Raw genomic sequence first — 19,863 nt, 5'->3', positions numbered from 1 at the left:
ATGACGGGCGCGATCAGGGAGGCGGCATTGTGTACGACCTCGGGACCCATTTGGTTTACCAGGCGGTACAGTTGTTCGGCCCCGTGTCCAGGGTGTACGCGGAGGTCGACCACCGGCTGTCCTCCACCAGTTCCGACGACGACGCTTTCCTTGCTCTACTGCACGAGAACGGTGTCCGGTCCCATCTCTGGATGAGCTCGGTAGACCTGGCCCCGCCCCGGCTCCGCGGTTCCACGTCACAGGAACTGCCGCTGGGTACACAAGCTGGCTACTGCGCTGCGGGAAACCGCCCCGTCCCCGTCGAACCCGCATCGGCGGTGGAGGTACTGGGTATCCTGGAGAAGGCATTCGACGGGAACTGAATTCCGGCTGCTGTCTCAGTGGCTGCGCGACCAGCTACTCGCTTTCGACTACGGCGGCGAGTCCCTGTCCGCCTCCGATGCACATGGTGGCCAGGCCGCGCAGGCGATGGGGATCACCGTCACCACTGGCTCGGCGTCGCAGCTCGTGGCACAGTGTCACCAGCATCCTGGCGCCGGTCGCGCCGACCGGATGGCCCAGTGAGATCCCGGAGCCATGCGGGTTGAGCCGGGGGTCATCGGGCTGCAGGCCCCACTCGTCCAGAACCGACAGGGCCTGGGCGGCGAATGCCTCGTTGAGTTCAATGACGTCGAGGTCGTCCAGGGTAATTCCAAGGCGGTCCATCACTCTGGCGGTGGCGGGGACCGGCCCGATTCCCATGGTTTCCGGCGGCACGCCGGCGACGGCCCATCCGGCCACCCGGGCAAGCGGTTCCAATCCGAGTTCCAAGGCCTTCGCGCGGGTGGTGACGATCATCGCCGCGGCCCCATCATTCTGCCCTGAGGCGTTCCCGGCGGTGACGGTGGCGTCCTCGTCCTGACGGCCCATGACCGGGCGGAGACTCGCGAGCTTCTCGTTCGTTGTTCCGGGCCGAGGGTGTTCATCGCGGTCGACGATGGTGTCCGGATCACGGCGGCGTCGGCCTGGGACGGTCACCGGGACGATCTCCTCATCGAAGGTTCCGTTCTCGATGGCGGCGACAGCGCGCGCATGGGACTGGACGGCCAACGCGTCCTGTGCCTCGCGGGTGACACCGTACTCACGCCGTAGATTCTCTGCGGTCTCGATCATCCCTCCGGGGATCGGATGGAGGCGTCCCCCCGCGGAACTGCGTCCTTCGGCCAGGCGGTCGTGGAGGACGAGATCGCCGCCTTTGACTCCCCAGCGGATCGATCCGTCGACCGAGTAGCCGGTACGGCTCATTGACTCTGCGCCGCCAGCGATGATGAGGTCAGCTGCACCGGTGGCCACGTGGGCGGCCGCGGTGACGATGGCCTGCAGCCCTGAGCCGCAGCGGCGGTCGAGCTGCATGCCGGGAACGGAGTCTCCGAGGCCAGCGTCAAGGGCGACGACCCTGCCGAGAGCGGGTGCGGCACCGTCGGGGGATGCCTGGCCGAGAATCACGTCGTCGATGTGTGCCGCAGTGAGCCCGGTTCGTTCGACGATCTCCGAGACCACAGTCGTCGCCAGCTGCTGGACGGGGACGTCGGTGAATGCGCCGCCGTACGCACCGACGGGTGTCCGCAGCGGGGAGCACAGGACGACGTCTGCCGGGTCAGCGGGGATGGCGGGTGAATTCTGGGACATTGTTTTCCTTTGCTGTCAGGCGTGGTGTGCTGCGAGATCGCCACTGATGGAGCGTGCGGTGGCGAGTAGCTCGGGCAGGATGTTGTTGTGCAGGTCGTTGAGGTCGTGGGCCTCGGTGCGGGTGGACACGTTCACCGCGGAGACCACGTGACCGTCCGGTCCGTGGACGGGGACGGCGACCGATCGCAGTCCCACCTCGAGTTCCTGGTCCACCAGGGCCCAACCCTTTTCACCGACGACCTCGAGTTCGCGGCGCAGTTCCGTTACCGAGGTGCAGGTCCGCGGAGTTACATCATTGAGATTCACCGACGTGAGGTAGTTGTCCAACGCCGCGGCGTCCAGGTCGGCGAGCAGGACGCGCCCCATGGAGGTGGCGTACGCGGGGAATCGTGTGCCGATCGTGATTGTCACCGCCATGATCCGGCGGACCGGTACCCGGCTGACGTAGACGATGTCGCCGCCGTCGAGGACCGACATCGAGCTCGACTCGCCGACCCGGTTCGACAGATCCTCGAGGCGGGGCTGGGCGATGTCGGGGAGTGTCAGCGACGACAGGTAGCTGTGGCCCAGTTCGAGGACCTGTGACGTCAGCCAGAACTCGGAGCCGTCACTGTTTGCGTAGTCGAGAGAGACAAGGGTGTGCAGGAAGCGGCGGGCGGTGGCGCGGGCCAGTCCGGTCCGTTCAGCGACCTGGGCGAGGGTGAGGCGGGGATGGTCCTGGTCGAAACTGCGGATGACCGAGAGTCCGCGTGCGAACGACTGGACCTGTCCCGTTTCGTGGTCCTTTTCATGTGCGGCGGACTGCGGCTGGGACACCGGTCAACTCCTGTCTGTGGTTCGCATAGTGAACAATTGTCCATTGAGTGAACGCCAGTGTACAGTCTTCCCTATGCTCGACAAAACTTTCAGTACTGCAGACGAGGCGGTGTCGGACCTCATGGACGGGGCATCGGTCGCCGTCGGTGGATTTGGACTGGTGGGAATCCCATCTATCCTGATCACCGCCATCCGCCGCCGCGGCGTCCGCGGCCTGACGATCATTTCCAACAACTGTGGAACCGATGGCTTCGGTCTCGGCACGTTGCTGGAGGATGGACTGGTCGCCAGGACAATCGGTTCCTACATCGGCTCGAATCGCATTTACGCCCGTCAGTACCTCAGTGGTGAACTCTCGGTGGAGTTCACCCCACAGGGCACATTGGCAGAACGGATGCGTGCCGGGGGTTCCGGGATTCCCGCGTTCTACACGAAAGCCGGAGTCGGCACGGAGCTGGCCACCGGTGGCCTGCCGGTTCGGTACAACCCCGACGGCTCCGTGGCCGAGTACTCGGAGCCGAAGGAGACGCGACAGTTCGGTGAGGAGGATTTCATCCTCGAGCACGCCCTCCGGGCGGACATCGGACTGGTCCACGCGCACAAGGGCGACAGGCAGGGCAACCTGGTGTTCCGGGAGACCGCCCAGAACTTCAATCCGGAAGCGGCCAAGTGCGCCGACCTCGCGGTGGCGCAGGTCGAGTACCTGGTTGATCATCTCGACCCGGATGAGGTTCATCTTCCGGGCATCTACGTCGACCGTGTGGTGCCGGTCGGGCCGCAGGAAACCGGAATCGAGAACAGGACGGTTCGGCCGTCAGGGAACCGTGGAAACAAGCACACCGGAAACCAGGAGGCATGACTATGGCGTGGAACCGTGAACAAATGGCAGCCAGGGTCGCCCGGGAACTCAGGGACGGTCAATACGTCAACCTCGGGATCGGAATGCCGACGTTGGTTCCCGGCTATCTTGACGAGGGTGTCGATGTTGTCCTGCACTCGGAGAACGGGGTTCTCGGCGTCGGCCCCTACCCCAGCGAGGATGAGGTCGATCCGGAACTGATCAACGCAGGGAAGGAGACCATCACCGTCAACGACGGGGCGTCGTTCTTCAGCTCGTTGGAGTCATTCGGGATGATCCGGTCCAGGTCGGTGGACGTTGCCGTACTCGGCGCCATGGAGATCTCGCGTTTCGGCGACCTGGCGAACTGGATGGTTCCCGGGAAACTCGTCCGGGGGATGGGAGGCGCGATGGATCTGGTCCATGGAGCACAGAAGGTCATCGTGATGACCGACCATGTCACCAAGAAGGGCGAGCCGAAGATTGTCGAGCAGTGTTCACTGCCGCTGACCGGAGCGAAGTGCGTGGACATGATCGTGTCGTCGCACGGGGTGTTCCAGGTTGATGCGGAGGAGGGGTTGACATTGGTGGAGTGTGCGGACGGAGTGACCGTGGCGGAGTTGCGTGAACTCACCGCGGCGCCGTTCAACGTTGCCGCCTCCGCACAGTGACAAACCGGCCCTGGGGAGGCGGGTCATCACAATCCGATGTGCCCCGACAGGGGATCGTTGGCCGTATCTGGCTCATGCGGGGGCAGCGAATGTTAGCCAGGGAAGTAGTTCTCGTCAGTGAGGGGCCCGGCCATGATCCCCACACTGTTGCTTTCCACGAGCGCCCTGTGTCCAGGATTGTTCTACGCCCGTGCACACTTCGACGCTCATCAGGGCCGCGAGCGTGCACGGGCGTAGAACTATTTCGGCCGGACCCCTAGAAAACGATCGTGTGGTTCCCGGTCTGGATCACCTTGTCCTGGGCGTGCCAGAGCACAGCCCGGGACAGGACGGACCGTTCGACTTCTGCACCCAGCCGCTGCAGGTCGGGGACGTGGTCCCTGTGGCTCACGCGCACCACGTCCTGCTCGATGATGGGCCCTTCATCCAGGTTCTCGGTCACGTAGTGGGCGGTGGCCCCGACGAGTTTCACCCCGCGCTCCTTCGCCTTGCGGTAGGGGGCGGCGCCGATGAACGCCGGCAGGAAGGAGTGGTGGATGTTGATCACGGGGACGCCGATCTGCTCCAGGAAGTCGCTGGAGATGATCTGCATGTAGCGGGCCAGGACGATGAAGTCCACGTTGCCCTTCAGCAGGCGCAGGATCGCCGCCTCGGATTCTCCCTTGTCCGGCCCGGCCTGCGAGGGGACGTGGAAGAACGGTACCCCGAACGAGCGGACGTCCTCGATGGTCTCGGTGTGGTTGGAGATCACCATCGGGATGGTGACGGGCAGGTCACCACGGCGCTGGCGCCACAGCAGGTCCAGGAGGCAGTGGTCGTCCTTGGACGCCAGCACCGCCATCCGCTTGGGTTGTGAGCGGTCGGACAGTGACCACGCCATGTCGTAGGGTTCGAGGGTCTCGGCGAGGTCGGCCCTGATGTCGTCCATGACGGTGACCAGGTTCTGGCGGTGGAACACGATGCGCTGGAAGAACCCGCCGTCCTCCGGATCGGAGGAGTGTTGGTCAAGGGAGATGATGTTGCCCTTGTTCCGGGTGATCAGCGCGGCGATGACGGAGACCAGACCGGGCTGGTCAGGTCCGTGGACCACCAGGCAGGCGTGGTCGGTCAGGGATGTGATGGACGGGGGCAAAGGGTTCTTCCTGGTCGTTCGGTCGGGTATGTGTCAGTGACAGCTGCTTCGGTGGCAGTGTACCCCGGCGGCCCCGCCGTACTTCTACAGCCCGATGTGCCCCGCCAGGAGATCGGCGACCGCATCGGGCTGCTGCACGGGCAGCAGATGTGCGCCTGGGTCCACGACCTCGTGCCGGACCACGCCGTCCGAGACGCCGTTGGACGCAACAGCCTCCGACATGGCCTTCAGTGTCTCCGGGGGACAGGTGGGGTCGGTCGCTCCGGCGACGGTCAACGTGGGTGCCGTGACCCCGGCAAGGTAACCGGTGCCGTCGAAGGTGGACAGCACCTCGCAGCACTGTGCGTAGCCCTCCGGGGCGGTCCGGGCGATCATGTCCACAATCGCCGCACCCGTGGCCGGATGGTCGGCCAGGTAACCGGGTGTCAGCCACCGCTGGACCGTCCCCTCCGCGAGTTCCTGCAGGGTGGTGCGTCCGTTCGCCCGGACACCGGTCGCCTTCGCCGTCCAGTCCTCCGGGGAGCCGAAGGATGGGCCGGTGCACATCAGTGTCAGGGAGCGGACGCGGTCGCGGGTCGCGGGTGAGCCGGCGATATGTTGCGCCACCGCCCCGCCGATGGACAGTCCCACCAGGTCGACCTGCTCCGGGCCCGAGTCGTCCAGCCCCAGCCTGTCGAGGGTCTCGGTCACGTCAGCGGCGAGGTCGGCGACGGTGGCCGGCGTCCTGTCGGTGCCGACCGGACCGTCCTGCCCGCCCGGCACGGTGGATGCGCCGTGACCCCGGTGGTCGATGGCGATGACGTGTGCGGGTGAGCGTCCCGATTCGCCGTGTCCGGCGACGCTGAGCCTGTCCTGCACGGCGGCCCACATGTCCACGCTGGAGCCCAGGGCCCCCAGCAGAACCACCGTGTGGCCGAGACCGCGCCGTCCTGTGATGCGTGTGTGGAGGAGTGTCATGGCACTACTCTACGGGGATCGGTGGTGACGGACAGCGCCTGAGCCGGTCGGTGACGGTCCGTGCGGACCGGTCCGTGTCGGCACTGCGTCATCACATCGCGCGGGGGTATGATGGGCCGAACGCGTTGCCGCTAGTGTCACCGAGTTCCACAGGAGAGTACGCCCAAGATGCCATCGATGCAGGAAAGCGCCGAACTGCTCAAGTGTTCGTTCTGCGGAAAGAGCCAGAAGCAGGTCCGGAAGCTCATCGCCGGACCGGGCGTCTACATCTGCGACGAGTGCATCGAGCTGTGCAACGAGATCATCGACGAGGAGCTCGCCGCTGGCCCGTCCACGTCGGAGTCCAGTGATCTGCCGCATCCCGCGGAGATCACCCGCTTCCTCGACGAGTACGTGATCGGGCAGGACGACGCGAAACGCACCCTCGCCGTCGCCGTCTACAACCACTACAAGCGCACCCGGTCGGAGTCCGACAATGCCACCGCGCGTCGCACGGATGACGAGGTCGAACTGACCAAGTCGAACATCCTGATGCTCGGGCCGACGGGTTCCGGCAAGACCTACCTGGCGCAGTCCCTGGCGCGCATGCTGGATGTGCCCTTCGCCATCGCGGACGCCACCAGCCTGACCGAAGCGGGCTACGTCGGCGAGGACGTCGAGAACATCCTGCTCAAGTTGTTGCAGTCCGCCGACTTCGACGTGGCGAAGGCGCAGCAGGGCATCATCTACGTCGACGAGGTCGACAAGATCTCCCGCAAGTCGGAGAACCCGTCGATCACCCGCGACGTCTCCGGCGAGGGTGTGCAGCAGGCGCTGCTGAAGATCCTGGAGGGTACGGTCGCCGCCGTGCCGCCGCAGGGGGGACGCAAGCACCCGAACCAGGAGTTCATCCAGTTCGACACGAAGAACGTCCTGTTCATCGTCTCCGGCGCCTTCGCCGGGCTGGAGAAGGTCATCTCCGAGCGCCGTGGACGCAAGGGCGTGGGCTTCGGCTCCGAGGTCCGCGGCAAATCGGACGAGGACCCGGATCCGTTCCGTTTCGTCGAACCGGAGGACATGGTCAAGTTCGGCCTGATCCCCGAGCTCATCGGACGCCTGCCCGTGATCACCCACGTCGGCCACCTCGACGAGGAGGCCCTGGTGCAGATCCTCACCGAGCCGAAGAACTCCCTGGTCCGCCAGTACCAGCGGTTGTTCGAGATGGACGGGGTGCAGCTCACCTTCGAGGATGAGGCACTGCGCGGCATCGCGGGCAAGGCACTGGCGCGTGAGACCGGTGCCCGTGGCCTGCGCTCCATCGTGGAGAACATCCTGCTGCCGGTGATGTTCTCGATCCCGGACGACAAGGACACCGGCGAGGTCATCATCACCGGTGCCAGCGTCGCCGGGGAGGCCGAGCCGGAACTGCTGACCCACGAGGAAGTCGCGGAGCGCGAGCAGCGCAGCGCCTAGCCTGGGCAAGGCCCCCGGTAGGGCCCGGGGCCGCCCGGCCGTCTCAGTCGTCGTAGAGGGCGGCGATGTGGTCGTCGGCGGTGTTCTCGTCGTCCGGGTCGGTGTCATCGTCGTACTCCGGGTAGCCCTGGAAACCCTGGTAGCTGGAGTAGCCGGCGGGGGATTCGGAATCCTCCACCAACCTCTCGAACTCGGTGAACTCGTCGGAGTCGGTGTAGACGGGGACGTCGTCATTGGCGGGGTCGTCCCGGACGGTGGGGATGTCCGTGGCGGAGGGCTCCGTCTGCCCCGAAAGCCCGGGTGCGTCCTGCCCACCGTCGCCACCGTCCCCGGCAGCCGCATCGCCGCTGTCGGTGTCGGCGGGGGAACTCTCCGCCACGTCCCCGGAACCGGGATCCCCGTCGTCCTCCGGCGTCACCCCGGCGAGACGCATCAGCTCTGCGGGGTCCTGTCCCTCCCCGGCGCGGAAGGTCACGACCTCCTCGACGCCGCCGCCGTCGCCGGCGGTGTACAGGGAGGCGGACACCGACGACGGTGTGGTCTTCGTCGGGACGGCATGGGTGTAGGAGCTGCCCTGGTTGGTGGGCATCGAGGTGGTCAGGAACGCCAGCACGGTATCGCAGACCAGCTTCTCCAGGCCGTCCACGGTCGAGGAGTGGTCCAGGTCGGTGCCGTAGTGGTTGTGGAACGTGGTTCCCTGCGACACCGGGAAGCAGCACAGAGAGGTGACCAGGACGTACACGTCCTCCGCGGAGATGCCCGGGCGGAATGCCCCGTAATCCTGCCCGCGCATCAGGACCCGGTCGATCTGCAGGACCACCGGCGAGGATTCCAGGACGTCGCTGCGTCCCCCCACGTGCCCGTGGCCGGCGATGTTCTCGGTGATGATCAGGCGCACCGCGTCCGGGTGGGCGCGGTGGCGCCGGTACGCGGTGCGCACCAGGGTGCGCACGGCCTCCGCCGGGACGAGCTGCTCGACGTCCATGTCCTCGGGACGCGGCCAGATCAGCCGGAACGCGTAGCGCAGTGCCTCGTCGTAGAGGACCTGCGTGTCCCGCAGCAGCGGATGGCTGGGCGAGATCCCCGCGCCGACGGCGATGTCGCCCGTGTCCGCGGACAGCCCGGACCGGACCAGCTCCGGAATGGCGGTGTCCAGAACCAGCCTGTAGTCCTCGGGCGAACATCCGTAGCGGCGGAATGTGCCGGGCAGGTTGTCGGGCGAGTGCGGGTGGTCGGTCGTCATGGGCAGTTCTCCTGGTGGAATCCGGCGGCCGCGAGAGGGGTGGAAGGGGGTGCACACCCGTCGGCGTTCCCGAACGTGGTCACCGTCGGTACCGGGGGTCGTCCGGAGGTCACGGTGTTCACAGTGGTCGTGTCACCCCAGGATATGCCTGTCACCGGCGGGACGCGGTGGAATCGGGCGCGGGTGCCCCCTTTTCGTGTGAAACCCCACCTATGAGGGTGCACCGGATCAGGGGCCCCCGCCCCGATTGCACTAGGTTGGGTGTCACGGAACCGACTGTGACGCCGCACACACGGCGTTGCGCCCCCTATCAGGAACGAGGTCGTCCACCATGGCAACTTCCACATCCGTCAACACGTCCACCAGCCCCGTCACCGTGACAGTCACCGGCGCCGCCGGCCAGATCGCCTACTCACTGCTCTTCCGCATCGGCGCCGGTGAGGTGTTCGGCGACCGCACCGTGAACCTCCGCCTGCTGGAGATCCCCGCCGCGGTGAAGTCCGCGGAAGGGGTGGCGATGGAGCTGCTGGACTCCGCCTTCCCCCACGTCGGCGACATCACCGTGACCGATGACCAGGAGGAGGGGTTCGCCGGCGCTGACGCGGTCTTCCTCGTTGGCGCCAAGCCGCGTGGGAAGGGTGAGGAACGCTCCGACCTGCTCGTCGGCAACGGTCCGATCTTCGGTCCGCAGGGTACGGCGATCGGAACGTCCGCGTCCGACGACGTGCGCGTCCTGGTGGTCGGCAACCCCGCGAACACCAATGCGGCGATCCTCGCCGCGCACGCCGGGCTCCCCGCCCGGCAGGTCACCGCGATGACACGGCTGGACCACAACCGTGCCCTGGCGCAGCTGGCGAAGAAGCTGGAGGTCGCCCCGTCGCGGCTGTCCCGGATGACGGTGTGGGGCAACCACTCCTCGTCCCAGTTCCCCGACGTGACCGAACTGGAGCTGGACGGTGAGCCGGTGGCGGACCGTCTCGACCCGGAGTGGGTCGAGGAGGAGTTCATCCCCCGCGTGGCGAACCGTGGTGCGGAGATCATCGACGTGCGCGGGTCGTCCTCGGCGGCGTCGGCGGCTTCCGCGGCCACCGACCACATGCGGGACTGGGTCTCGGGCACGCCGGAGGGGGACTGGGTGTCCGTCGCCCTGCCGTCCGACGGCTCCTACGGGGTTCCGGAGGGGATCGTCAGCAGTTTCCCCTGCCGCAGCGTGGACGGGCACTGGGAGATCGTCCAGGGTCTCGGTATCGGCGACCGGCAGCGCGAGGGCATCGACGCTAGCGTCGCTGAACTGCAGTCGGAGTTCACGACCGTGCAGGACGCCGGAATGGTCTGATTGCCAAACGAAATAAACTAGTGACACGGGACACATAGTGTGAGAACGTTGGCGCATGGCAATCTTGAATGACGTAGATCACACCCTAGTCACTGGGGCAGTCAATCCCGGAAACGGCCAGTTCACCCCCGGGGTGGTGGACAAGACCACGGCGTTCGGCGCCCGGCTCCTCTCGAGGATCCCCGTGCCCGTACTGCGTGTGCTCGGCAGGCGGAAGAACAGGGACCAGGACCTCCTCGACGCGGACGTCAAGGCCTCACTGCTGGCTCTGAAGGTCGTGAGCTCGCTCGACATCGTCGACGTCCCCCCGGTGCACTCCCGCCGCATCGTGGAGAAGGAGGCGCACCTCGCCGCCGGGACAGTGAAGGTCGCCGGGGTCCACGACACACAGATCGCCGGGGTGGGGGTGCGGGTCTACCTGAGTTCCCCGACCGCCGGGGACGGTGGTGACGGGGAACCGCGGCCCACCCTCGTCTACGCCCACGGAGGGGGCTGGGTCACCGGATCGCTGGACTCCCACGACTCCGCCTGCCGCAGCCTGTGCGCGGACGCCGGCGTCACCGTGGTGTCGGTGGACTACCGCCTGGCACCCGAGAACCCCTACCCGGCTCCGCTGGAGGACGTTGCCGCGGTGGTGACGGCGGTGCAGGAGGCGGGTCCGGAGACCGTGGAGGCCATCGGCGCCCCGATCGACACCGAGCACGTCATCGTCTCCGGTGATTCCGCCGGCGCCAACCTCGTCGCCGCCACCTGCCTGTGGTTGCGGGACAGGGGACGCCCGCAACCCGCCCTGCAGCTGCTGTTCGTTCCGGTGACCGACCTTGCCAACCGCACGGACAGCTACCGCGAGTTCGGGGACCAGGGTATGTACCTCACCGCCGAGCACATGGAGTGGTACGAGCACCACTACCTGGGCCGCGGCACCGACACAGGTGCGGTGACGGACCCGACCGACCCCCTGGTGTCCCCGCTGCTGGCCGAGGACCTCTCGGGACTCGCCCCGGCGTATGTCGCGGTCGCGGGCTTCGACCCGCTCAGGGACGAGGGGGAGGCCTACGCCCGCCGTCTGGAGGAGGCCGGGGTGCCGGTCACCCTGAACCGGCACCGTGGACTGGTGCACCCCTTCGTGAACTCGGTGGCGGTGTGGCGGGGTGCGCGCCGGGCGATGGACGCTGCGGTCAGCGCCGTGAGCACGGTGGTGCGCTGAGGCCCGTCACCGGCCCCCGGTCCAGGAACCTAGTCCAGGTGGTCGAACTTGCTCTCCCAGGCGGACGCCACCGGGTTGGCGTCGGCGATGAGGTGGTTGAAGCGGTCATTGGCGATCTCCACGACCTCGCCGAGCAGCTGCAGGTGCTCCTGCGCCGGCGAGTTCTCCAGGCGCCGGAGACCCTCGCTGATGATCTGTGAGCGGGAGTCCAGGCGACCCAGGCAAGTCACGAAGGGCAGTCCGAAACGCTCCTGGTAGCGGTCGGACAGCTCCTGAAGCTGTTCCTGCTCCACGTCGTCCATGGCGTCCAGGTCCTCCAGCGCCACTGACCCGGCGAAACCGGAGATCCGATCGGCGGCCTCCGGGTCCAACAGCAGTTCGGCCATCGACGGGTAGTCGGCGACCAGGGCACGCTGCTCGTCGCGTCCTGCGGTGAGGACGGCTTCCTGCACGGCGTCCCGGAGATCCTGCACCGTGTTGAAGGGGGCGGCGGCGTGGGCGCGTTCCAGCGGCCACGTGGTGTTGTTGAACAGTGGCGAGAAGGTCTCCACAAAGGTGGTGGAGTCCATGGAGTTGACGTCGTCGAGGGCGACGGTGCGTCCTGCAGAGTCACGGGTGACGTCCGGTGACCTGCGGCGTCCCACGTGGAAGAACAGCAGGTTCAGCAGGATCGCGGCGATCGAGCCGGTGGTCACACCGGAGGCGAAGAAGACCTGCGCCCACTCGGGGAAGAGCAGAGCGATGTCCGGCTTGAACGCGACGAGCATGCCCAGGCCGATGGAGATCGTCATCACCGCGGCATTGCGGTTGTCCGACAGGTCCGCCTTACCCAGGGTCTGGATGCCGACCAGGGCGACGTTGGCGAACAGGGCCAGGCTCGCCGCGCCGAGGACGGGGCCCGGGATCGCGGCGACCACCGCACCCGCCTTGGGGATCAGGCCGATGACGATCATGATCACGCCGGCGCCGGCGACGACCCAGCGTGAGCGCACGCGGGTCATCCGGACCAGCCCGACGTTCTGGGCGAAGCAGGTGTACGGGAAGGAGTTCAGGACGCCACCGAGGGTCGTCGACAGACCATCGGCGCGCAGGGCGGCGGCGATGTGGTCCTTCTTGATGCGTTTGCCCACGATCTCGCCGGCGGCGAAGACGTCGCCGGTGGTCTCGACCATGGTGATCAGCATGACGATGCACATCGAGATGATGCCGGTGAGCACGAACTCCGGGGCGCCGAAGTAGAACGGGGTGGTGAAACCGACCCAGTCCGAGCTGCCCACGTCATTGAAGCCTGCGTCGCCGAGGATGACGGCCACGGCGGTGCCGATGACCAGGCCCATCAGGATGGCGAGTGTGCCCAGGAAGCCCTTGAAGAAGCGCTGGGCGAACAGGATGACCGCCAGGGTCAGGGCGGCGTAGGACATGTCCCTGGCATCCGGGGTGCCCTCGGCGAAACTGGTGATGTCGTCCGCCGCGACGCCGAGCAGGGTGATGCCCATGGTCGTCAGGACGGTTCCGATGACCACCGGCGGGAAGAACCGGATAAATTTCGCGAAGTACGGCGCGGCGAAGAAGGTGAACAGTCCGGCGACGATGATCGAGCCGTAGATCGCCGGGAGTGCCTCGGTGCCACCCTCGCCGCCGGTGGTGGCCAGGCCGATCGCGATGATCGGGGAGATCGCGGTGGTGGTCACGCCCTGGATGATCGGCAGGCGCACACCGACCTTCCAGAAACCGACGGACTGGATCAGCGTGGCGATGCCGCAGGTGAACAGGTCCGCGTTGATCAGGTGGATGGTGGTTTCGGCGTCCAGGCCGAGACCGCTGGCGATGAGGAGCGGGACGACGACCGCACCGGCGTAGAAGGCCAGCACGTGCTGGGTGGACAGGACGGCCAGTTTGCCGGGGGCCGGGACCTGGTCGACGGGGTGCTTGGGCGTGTTGGCGCTCGCCGGCGTAGGCGGTGTGGCCTTGTTCGTGCTCATGGGGTTCTGGGGTCTCCGGGAACGTCAGGGGAGTGGTACCGGCTCAGCATATTCCTGATGTTTCCGGTGGGTGAAAGCGGTTCGCCGTGATTGTCCTCACCGGGCAGTCACGTCCTGCGACCTTCCGCTCCCACTCCCGTTTGCTCGGCCCTGTGGGGCTGGGGGATTCTGCGGTACGCGGATCTGTGCTTCGAGCTCATCCCCGGTGCGGTGGTCGACGAGATCGTGGATACGGCGCGGGCGTGACTCCCTACGCCCGCGCTTCGGCGCGGGCCAGGTAGACCATCTCTGCCAGGCGGAGACGTGCCTCTTCCTCTTCTCTTCTGCAGAACGCACTGCTTGATGGTCTGCTCGGGTTCCGAGTCGACATGTAAGAGGATAAGTCGTTGCACGGTATCGAAGATTGCGACTGGTGTGCCATGCGTGGCGAAGAATGTGGCGCGCGTGTCTTCTCCGTGGGGCTGCCTCCCGGTCTGCCACTACAGCTGGGAGATGAGCTCTGGCCACAGGTACCTCAGCGCACCGCATTGTCGGTGTCAACTGAAGTACGTCCAAGCAAAGCGGTGCGATCACGGACGTGAATCATTGGCGGTGTTCCGGAAACGAAAGCCGATGCTCCAGAAGTCACTGTGGAGTAGGTTTACAACCGTGGCCATCCTTTTAGCGGACCGGATGGGTGTAAGCCGCACGATTACTCGTCGGAGACGAGGCCTGCGGTCCGCGGTCTGTAGAGCTGGAGCCGGTGTGACCCCGGTACGTCTTACCTCATGGCGCACTCCACTACACGCTGATACGGTCCGCCACCCAGCCCCGGCACGAGGACTTCGGAAGAGGAGGTACAGGCAACATGGTCGCCCGCAGACCACTCTTCCGCGACTCCAAGGAATACGCTGTGCCTGACTCGCTGGAGCAGCTGCACGGCCCCGAGGACGGCATGTTCGACGTTCCGCTGTCGATCCACTGGGCGCGCCCCGGTGGAAGTACCGTCGACCTGGCGAGCAGGGGCGGACGCTCCATCGCCTACAGCGCCGCGCTCGCCGAGGGGACCATCGAGCAGGTGTGTTCGATCATCAACCGGGACCACCTGGTAGCCGACTGGCCCACGATTCCGAAAGCCATCCGGATCCGCCGGCTCTGGGAGGAGCGCTTCCCCGAACTGGCAGCCTGCGGCCCAGCCCACAACCCTCTCCACTGATATGTCCGCCCCCTGCACTAGACTGTTCAACCGTGACCGAGAAGACCAGCAGCAGCGCCGACACCAGTACCGCGAACCGGGCCGACCGCCTGCCGAAGCAGTGGACCCCGACCGACGTCGAAGCCGAGCTCTACCAGGGCTGGGTGGACGCGGGATACTTCCATGCGGACGCCACCAGCGACAAGCCGCCGTTCTCCATTGTCCTGCCGCCGCCGAACGTCACCGGCCAGCTGCACATGGGCCATGCCCTGGACCACACCCTGATGGACGCGATGGCCCGCCGCAAGCGCATGCAGGGCTACGAGGTGCTGTGGCTGCCCGGCTCAGACCACGCCGGCATCGCCACCCAGACCAAGGTCGCAGCGGAGCTCAAGGAGACTGAGGGCAGGGACCGTTTCGACTACGGCCGCGAGGAGTTCGTGGGCAAGGTCTGGGAGTGGAAGGAGAAGTACGGCGGCGTCATCCAGTCGCAGATGCGCGCCATCGGTGACTCCGTCGACTGGGACCGCGAACGTTTCACCCTGGACGACGGGCTCTCCCGCGCGGTGCAGACCATCTTCAAGGAGCTCTTCGACCGCGGCCTGATCTACCGCGCGAAGCGCATGGTCAACTGGTCGCCCGTGCTGCGCACCGCCATCTCCGATATCGAGGTCATCTACTCCGACGACGACGGTGAACTGGTCACCCTGCGCTACGGCGACCCGGAGGGCAAGGGGCCGCACGCGGACGTCGCGACGACCCGTGTCGAGACGATGCTCGGCGATGTCGCTGTCGCCGTCCACCCCGACGACGAGCGTTACCAGGACATCATCGGGAGCGAGCTGCCGCACCCGTTCATTGATGGCCACACCATGACGGTGATCGCCGATGACTACGTGGACCCCGAGTTCGGCACCGGCATGGTGAAGATCACCCCGGCGCACGACCCGAACGACTTCGAGATGGGCCGCCGCCACGACCTGGACATGCCCGAGGTCATCGACGAGGCCGGCCACATTGCCAACACCGGCACCCGTTTCGACGGCATGGACCGTTTCGAGGCCCGTGAGCAGATCCGCCTGGACCTGGAGGAGCAGGGACGCGTCATCAAGCGCATTCACCCCTACGTCCACTCCGTGGGGCATTCCGAGCGTTCCAAGGAGGCCATTGAGCCGCGCCTGTCCGAGCAGTGGTGGGTCAAGGTTGAGGAGCTCGCGACGATGTCGGGGGACGCGGTGCGCGAGGGCGACACCGTCATCCACCCCACCTCCCAGGAACCCCGCTGGTTCGAGTGGGTCGACGACATGCACGACTGGTGCATCTCCCGGCAGCTGTGGTGGGGCCACCGCATCCCCATCTGGTACGGCCCCGAGGGCGAGATCGTCTGCTGCGGCCCCGACGACGAGGCTCCGACCGGCGAGGGCTGGCACCGCGAGGAGGACGTGCTGGACACCTGGTTCAGCTCCGCCCTCTGGCCGTTCTCCACGATGGGCTGGCCGGACAACACCGACGAGCTCGCCAAGTTCTACCCCACGTCCGTGCTGGTCACCGGCTACGACATCCTGTTCTTCTGGGTCGCGCGCATGATGATGTTCGCCACCTTCGCCGACACCATCACGGGATCACACCTCGACGACGGGGAGCCCGGCACCACGAAGGACCAGCGGAACGGTCGTCCGCAGATCCCGTTCACGGACGTCTTCCTCCACGGCCTGGTCCGTGACGAGCACGGCCGCAAGATGTCGAAGTCACTGGGCAACGGCATCGACCCGATGGACTGGGTCCGTGACTACGGGGCGGACGCCCTACGCTTCACCCTGGCCCGCGGAGCCAACCCCGGCACCGACCTCCCCATCGGCGAGGATTCCGCGCAGTCGTCCCGCAACTTCGCCACGAAGCTGTTCAACGCCACGAAGTTCGCGCTGATGAACGGTGCACGGGTTGAACCCGGTACCTCCCCGGCCCGCGATGATCTCACGGACGCCGACCGCTGGATCCTCGACAAGCTCGAGGACCTGCGCGTCCTGGTGGACACCCACCTGGACCGCTATGAGTTCGCCGTCGCCAACGAAGCCCTGTACCGCTTCACCTGGAACGAGTTCTGCGACTGGTACCTGGAGATCGCCAAGGTCCAGATCCCGCGTGACTGGGACGCCGCAACGGAGGCTGACCGGGTTCGTGGTGAGAACACCCGTCTGGTGCTCGGCCGTGTGCTGGACACCGTCTTCCGCCTGCTGCACCCGGCGATGCCCTTCGTCACCGAGACCCTGTGGACCGTTCTGACCGGGGGCGTGGACGGTTACCCGGACAGTCTCGTCGTCGCCGACTGGCCCACCGCAGAGGACACGAACGGCGGTGTCGCCACCGACGGGGATGCCGTGCGCCGCCTGGCGGACGTGGAGAAGCTGGTCACCGAGATCCGCCGTTTCCGCGCTGACCAGGGGGTCAAGCCCTCGCAGAAGGTGCCGGGACGCTTCGACGCCGCGGCAGCCGACCTCACGGAACTGGAGGACGCCGTCCGCTCCATCGTCAAGGTCACCTCCCCGGAGGACGGCTTCACCCCGACCGCGAGCGTGGAGCTGCGCCTGGCCACCGCCACGATCACCGTGGAGCTGGACACCTCCGGCACCGTGGACGTCGCCGCGGAACGCAAGCGGCTGGAGAAGGACCTCGCCGAGGCGAACAAGGAACTCGAGCGGTCGGACAAGAAGCTCGGGAACGAGAACTTCCTGGCCAAGGCGCCGGAGAAGGTCGTCGCCGAGATCAAGGGCCGCCGCCAGGTGGCCGTCGAGGAGGTCGGGCGCATCACCGCCCGGCTGGAGAGCCTGAACTAGATGAGTCGTAACGAAGGCAAGGACGGGGACAACGAGGACCTGGTCGAGGAGGTCTACGGCGAAGCGACGCTCAGCGCGTCCGGCCTGGATCTGCCGATCGACCTGAACGCCCCGGAGAACGCCAAGGACTCGGACGAGTCCGTGGTCCACCGTCCCGTCACACCCGAGGACCTCGCCGCGCTGGCCGAGGTCGAGGCCGAGCTCAACGAGCGCTGGCCCGAGACGAAGATCGACCCGACGCTGGACCGTATCGAGTGGCTCATGGACCTGCTCGGCAATCCGCAGCGCAACTACCAGGCCGTCCACGTCGCCGGCACCAACGGCAAGACGTCGGTGGTGCGAATGGTCGAGTCCCTGCTGCGCGCCTTCCACCGCCGCACGGGACGGACCACCAGCCCGCACCTGCAGCTCGCCACCGAACGCATCGCGGTCGACGGCGTCCCGCTGCACCCGGCGGACTACGTGGCGACCTGGCGGGACATCCAGCCCTTCGTCGAGATGGTCGACGCGAAGTCCCTGGACCAGGGCGGCCCGCCGATGAGCAAGTTCGAGGTCCTCGTGGCAATGGCCTACTCCGCGTTCGCCGATGCGCCGGTGGACGTCGCCGTCGTCGAGGTCGGGATGGGTGGACGCTGGGACGCCACCAACGTCATCGACGCCGATGTCGCGGTGATCACCCCGATCGGCCTGGACCACACCGACTACCTCGGCGACACCCTCACCGAGATCGCCGGGGAGAAGGCCGGAATCATCAAGCCCCGCTGGGATGCTGATGACCTGCTCACTCCGCCGGACAACGTCACCATCGTCGCCGAACAGGACCCGGAGGCCCTGGAGGTCGTGCTCACGCAGGCCGTGGACTCCGACTCCGCGGTGGCCAGGGCGGGCAACGAGTACGGCGTGGTGGAATCCACCGTCGCCGTCGGAGGCCAGACCCTGTCGCTGCGCGGACTCGGCGGGGTGTACACCGACATCTTCCTGCCGCTGTCCGGCGAGCACCAGGCCCGTAACGCCGCGACCGCCCTGGCCGCCGTCGAGGCCTTCTTCGGTGCCGGGGCGGGACGCATGCTCGACGAGGACACCGTCCGGCGCGGCTTTGCCCAGGCGACGTCCCCGGGCCGCCTGGAGCGCGTCCGTGCCACCCCCAGTGTGTTCATCGACGCCTCCCACAACCCGCACGGGGCGAAGGCCCTGGCGGCGGCCATCGACCGTGACTTCTCCTTCCGCCGGCTCATCGGGGTGGTCGGGGTGCTGGGGGACAAGGACGCCCGCGGCATTCTCGCGGCCCTGGAACCCGTCCTCGACGAGATCGTGGTCACCCAGAACACCTCGCCGCGCGCGGTGGACGTCGAGACCCTCGCCGAGTACGCCCGCGACGCCTTCGGCGAGGAGCGGGTCCACGTCGGTGTGAACCTGCCCGGTGCCGTCGAGTTGGCCGTCGGTCTCGCGGAGGACGACGGCGGATTCGGTGAGGGACAGGTCTCCGGTGCCGGTGTGCTGGTCACCGGATCGGTCGTCACCGCCGGCGACGCGCGCACGCTGTTCGGAAAGGACCCGGCATGAGGGTGGCGCTCTACCTCGGCTCTGCGGTGGGGGACAGCCCCGCCTACCGGGAGATGACGGTGGACGTGGTGACCCAACTCGCCGCGTCCGGCCACTCGCTCGTCTACGGCGGCGGCTCCGTCGGGCTGATGGGCGTGGCGGCGGACACCGCATTGGACGCCGGGATGGAGGTCCACGGGGTGATCACCCGCCACTTGTACGACGGGGAGACCGGGCACCCGGGGCTGACCAGCCTCGACATCGTGGAGACCATGAACCAGCGCAAGAACCGGATGGCGGACCTGGCCGATGCCTTCGTCACCCTGCCCGGCGGGATCGGCACCCTCGAGGAATTCTTCGAGGTGTGGACCGCGCAGGTCCTGGGCGTGCACCGCAAGCCCGTCGCCCTGATGGACGTGGACGACTACTGGGGGCCGATGCTGGAGATGCTCGACCGCATGGTGGAGCGCGGCTTCCTCGCCGCCGAGCACCGGGACGGGCTGATCCACCTGCCGGACGCCGCGGAACTCAGCGCCGCATTGGACTGCTGGGCACCCGCTGCGGCAAAGTGGTCCGTATGAGTGAGAACACGACGCCGTTGGGCCCAGCACATGACGTGCAGGTGGATCCCTTCAAGGGTTTGAAGGGGATGATGGCCGGCATCATGCTGATGGAGGCCATCACCGTGCTCCTGGTGCTCCCCGTCGTCGGCGTCGTCGATGAGGGTGTCCACGCCACCCCGTTCAACATGGGCTATGTCGGGGTGCTCGGCGTGGTGCTGGTGGTGGCGTCGTTCCTGCAGTTCAGGCCGTGGGCGGACAGGATGAACATCGGACTGCAGGTCCTCGTGGTCCTCGGCGGATTCGTGCATGTCTCGATGCTGTTCGTCGCCGTCCTCTTCATTCTGGCGTGGTGGTACACCTACCACCTGCGTTCGAATGTGAGGAGCCGAATGGAGAAGGGGCTCCTGCCCGCGCAGCACTACTACGTCCAGGAGAACAGGGACTAGCC

Annotated in this window: 17 protein-coding genes; 11 read left to right on the top strand and 6 right to left on the bottom strand. The window is 66.9% G+C overall.

Translation table 11 applies throughout. From position 1 onward, the window contains the following. Positions 1-29: 29 nt before the first annotated feature. Positions 30-362 (top strand): Gfo/Idh/MocA family protein, encoded by a 333-nt coding sequence (locus tag ACTIL2_RS07770; RefSeq protein ID WP_442336882.1) that lies wholly within the window; start codon positions 30-32, stop codon positions 360-362. A 34-nt stretch (positions 363-396) separates the two neighbouring features. On the opposite strand, the gene ACTIL2_RS07765 is transcribed toward ACTIL2_RS07770, so the two are convergent. Continuing rightward, a complete protein-coding gene (locus tag ACTIL2_RS07765) occupies positions 397-1,668 on the bottom strand; it encodes an acetyl-CoA C-acetyltransferase (RefSeq protein ID WP_442336881.1) in 1,272 nt (423 codons plus the stop codon). Positions 1,669-1,683: 15 nt separating this feature from the next. Then, positions 1,684-2,484, bottom strand: a complete 801-nt coding sequence (locus ACTIL2_RS07760; RefSeq protein ID WP_442336880.1) for an IclR family transcriptional regulator domain-containing protein — start codon at positions 2,482-2,484, stop codon at positions 1,684-1,686. Positions 2,485-2,557: 73 nt separating this feature from the next. On the opposite strand from ACTIL2_RS07760, the gene ACTIL2_RS07755 reads away from it, so the two are divergent. Both ACTIL2_RS07755 and ACTIL2_RS07750 read left to right on the top strand, forming a co-directional pair. Then, positions 2,558-3,343, top strand: a complete 786-nt coding sequence (locus tag ACTIL2_RS07755; protein ID WP_442336879.1) for a CoA transferase subunit A — start codon at positions 2,558-2,560, stop codon at positions 3,341-3,343. 2 nt (positions 3,344-3,345) lie between these two features. Beyond that, positions 3,346-3,993, top strand: a complete 648-nt coding sequence (locus tag ACTIL2_RS07750; RefSeq protein ID WP_442336892.1) for a 3-oxoacid CoA-transferase subunit B — start codon at positions 3,346-3,348, stop codon at positions 3,991-3,993. Positions 3,994-4,249: 256 nt separating this feature from the next. On the opposite strand, the gene purU is transcribed toward ACTIL2_RS07750, so the two are convergent. Both purU and ACTIL2_RS07740 read right to left on the bottom strand, forming a co-directional pair. Then, a complete protein-coding gene (gene purU / locus ACTIL2_RS07745) occupies positions 4,250-5,125 on the bottom strand; it encodes a formyltetrahydrofolate deformylase (RefSeq protein ID WP_442336878.1) in 876 nt (291 codons plus the stop codon). An 84-nt stretch (positions 5,126-5,209) separates the two neighbouring features. Further along, positions 5,210-6,082, bottom strand: coding sequence for an alpha/beta fold hydrolase (locus ACTIL2_RS07740; RefSeq protein WP_442336877.1), 873 nt, complete (start codon positions 6,080-6,082; stop codon positions 5,210-5,212). Positions 6,083-6,250: 168 nt separating this feature from the next. Here ACTIL2_RS07740 and clpX point away from each other — a divergent pair, with 168 nt between their 5' ends. Further along, a complete protein-coding gene (clpX, locus tag ACTIL2_RS07735; protein WP_442336876.1) occupies positions 6,251-7,534 on the top strand; it encodes an ATP-dependent Clp protease ATP-binding subunit ClpX in 1,284 nt (427 codons plus the stop codon). 43 nt (positions 7,535-7,577) lie between these two features. Here the strand turns inward: clpX and ACTIL2_RS07730 are convergent, their stop codons facing one another. Further along, the gene (locus ACTIL2_RS07730) at positions 7,578-8,777 is read right to left on the bottom strand and encodes a TetR family transcriptional regulator (protein ID WP_442336875.1); all 1,200 of its coding nucleotides are present in this window, start codon (positions 8,775-8,777) and stop codon (positions 7,578-7,580) included. A gap of 331 nt (positions 8,778-9,108) precedes the next feature. Between ACTIL2_RS07730 and ACTIL2_RS07725 the strand changes: the two genes are divergently transcribed. Continuing rightward, the gene (locus tag ACTIL2_RS07725; RefSeq protein ID WP_442336874.1) at positions 9,109-10,113 is read left to right on the top strand and encodes a malate dehydrogenase; all 1,005 of its coding nucleotides are present in this window, start codon (positions 9,109-9,111) and stop codon (positions 10,111-10,113) included. Positions 10,114-10,249: 136 nt separating this feature from the next. After that, the gene (locus tag ACTIL2_RS07720; RefSeq protein ID WP_442336873.1) at positions 10,250-11,320 is read left to right on the top strand and encodes an alpha/beta hydrolase; all 1,071 of its coding nucleotides are present in this window, start codon (positions 10,250-10,252) and stop codon (positions 11,318-11,320) included. A 29-nt stretch (positions 11,321-11,349) separates the two neighbouring features. On the opposite strand, the gene ACTIL2_RS07715 is transcribed toward ACTIL2_RS07720, so the two are convergent. Next, on the bottom strand, positions 11,350-13,302 hold the full coding sequence (locus ACTIL2_RS07715; protein ID WP_442336872.1) for a solute carrier family 23 protein: 1,953 nt from the start codon (positions 13,300-13,302) through the stop codon (positions 11,350-11,352). Positions 13,303-14,149: 847 nt separating this feature from the next. On the opposite strand from ACTIL2_RS07715, the gene ACTIL2_RS07710 reads away from it, so the two are divergent. The 5 genes from ACTIL2_RS07710 to ACTIL2_RS07690 all read left to right on the top strand — a co-directional run bounded on the left by ACTIL2_RS07710 (position 14,150) and on the right by ACTIL2_RS07690 (position 19,861). Continuing rightward, positions 14,150-14,497 (top strand): hypothetical protein, encoded by a 348-nt coding sequence (locus ACTIL2_RS07710; protein ID WP_442336871.1) that lies wholly within the window; start codon positions 14,150-14,152, stop codon positions 14,495-14,497. Between the two features lie 89 nt (positions 14,498-14,586). After that, the gene (locus ACTIL2_RS07705; protein WP_442336891.1) at positions 14,587-17,310 is read left to right on the top strand and encodes a valine--tRNA ligase; all 2,724 of its coding nucleotides are present in this window, start codon (positions 14,587-14,589) and stop codon (positions 17,308-17,310) included. Continuing rightward, positions 17,311-18,873, top strand: coding sequence for a bifunctional tetrahydrofolate synthase/dihydrofolate synthase (gene folC, locus ACTIL2_RS07700; protein ID WP_442336870.1), 1,563 nt, complete (start codon positions 17,311-17,313; stop codon positions 18,871-18,873). Continuing rightward, a complete protein-coding gene (locus tag ACTIL2_RS07695; protein ID WP_442336869.1) occupies positions 18,870-19,433 on the top strand; it encodes a TIGR00730 family Rossman fold protein in 564 nt (187 codons plus the stop codon). The genes folC and ACTIL2_RS07695 overlap by 4 nt, the downstream gene beginning before the upstream one ends. Then, positions 19,430-19,861, top strand: coding sequence for a DUF4233 domain-containing protein (locus ACTIL2_RS07690; RefSeq protein ID WP_442336868.1), 432 nt, complete (start codon positions 19,430-19,432; stop codon positions 19,859-19,861). The genes ACTIL2_RS07695 and ACTIL2_RS07690 overlap by 4 nt, the downstream gene beginning before the upstream one ends. Positions 19,862-19,863: the final 2 nt, after the last annotated feature.

It is taken from the genome of Corynebacterium sp., from assembly GCF_052107835.1.
Classification (GTDB): Bacteria; Actinomycetota; Actinomycetes; order Mycobacteriales; family Mycobacteriaceae; genus Corynebacterium.
The sequence above is the reverse complement of the archived record's forward strand: the minus strand, read 5'-3'. Positions and strand labels throughout refer to the sequence as shown.

What these genes read in the sequence shown, in the direction of transcription:
- ACTIL2_RS07765 (WP_442336881.1), bottom strand. Translation starts at nt 1,668, where the DNA reads ATGTCCCAGAATTCACCCGCCATCCCCGCTGACCCGGCAGACGTCGTC.
- ACTIL2_RS07755 (WP_442336879.1), top strand. Translation starts at nt 2,558, where the DNA reads ATGCTCGACAAAACTTTCAGTACTGCAGACGAGGCGGTGTCGGACCTC.
- ACTIL2_RS07750 (WP_442336892.1), top strand. Translation starts at nt 3,346, where the DNA reads ATGGCGTGGAACCGTGAACAAATGGCAGCCAGGGTCGCCCGGGAACTC.
- ACTIL2_RS07740 (WP_442336877.1), bottom strand. Translation starts at nt 6,082, where the DNA reads ATGACACTCCTCCACACACGCATCACAGGACGGCGCGGTCTCGGCCAC.
- clpX (WP_442336876.1), top strand. Translation starts at nt 6,251, where the DNA reads ATGCCATCGATGCAGGAAAGCGCCGAACTGCTCAAGTGTTCGTTCTGC.
- ACTIL2_RS07730 (WP_442336875.1), bottom strand. Translation starts at nt 8,777, where the DNA reads ATGACGACCGACCACCCGCACTCGCCCGACAACCTGCCCGGCACATTC.
- ACTIL2_RS07725 (WP_442336874.1), top strand. Translation starts at nt 9,109, where the DNA reads ATGGCAACTTCCACATCCGTCAACACGTCCACCAGCCCCGTCACCGTG.
- ACTIL2_RS07715 (WP_442336872.1), bottom strand. Translation starts at nt 13,302, where the DNA reads ATGAGCACGAACAAGGCCACACCGCCTACGCCGGCGAGCGCCAACACG.
- ACTIL2_RS07710 (WP_442336871.1), top strand. Translation starts at nt 14,150, where the DNA reads ATGGTCGCCCGCAGACCACTCTTCCGCGACTCCAAGGAATACGCTGTG.
- folC (WP_442336870.1), top strand. Translation starts at nt 17,311, where the DNA reads ATGAGTCGTAACGAAGGCAAGGACGGGGACAACGAGGACCTGGTCGAG.
- ACTIL2_RS07695 (WP_442336869.1), top strand. Translation starts at nt 18,870, where the DNA reads ATGAGGGTGGCGCTCTACCTCGGCTCTGCGGTGGGGGACAGCCCCGCC.
- ACTIL2_RS07690 (WP_442336868.1), top strand. Translation starts at nt 19,430, where the DNA reads ATGAGTGAGAACACGACGCCGTTGGGCCCAGCACATGACGTGCAGGTG.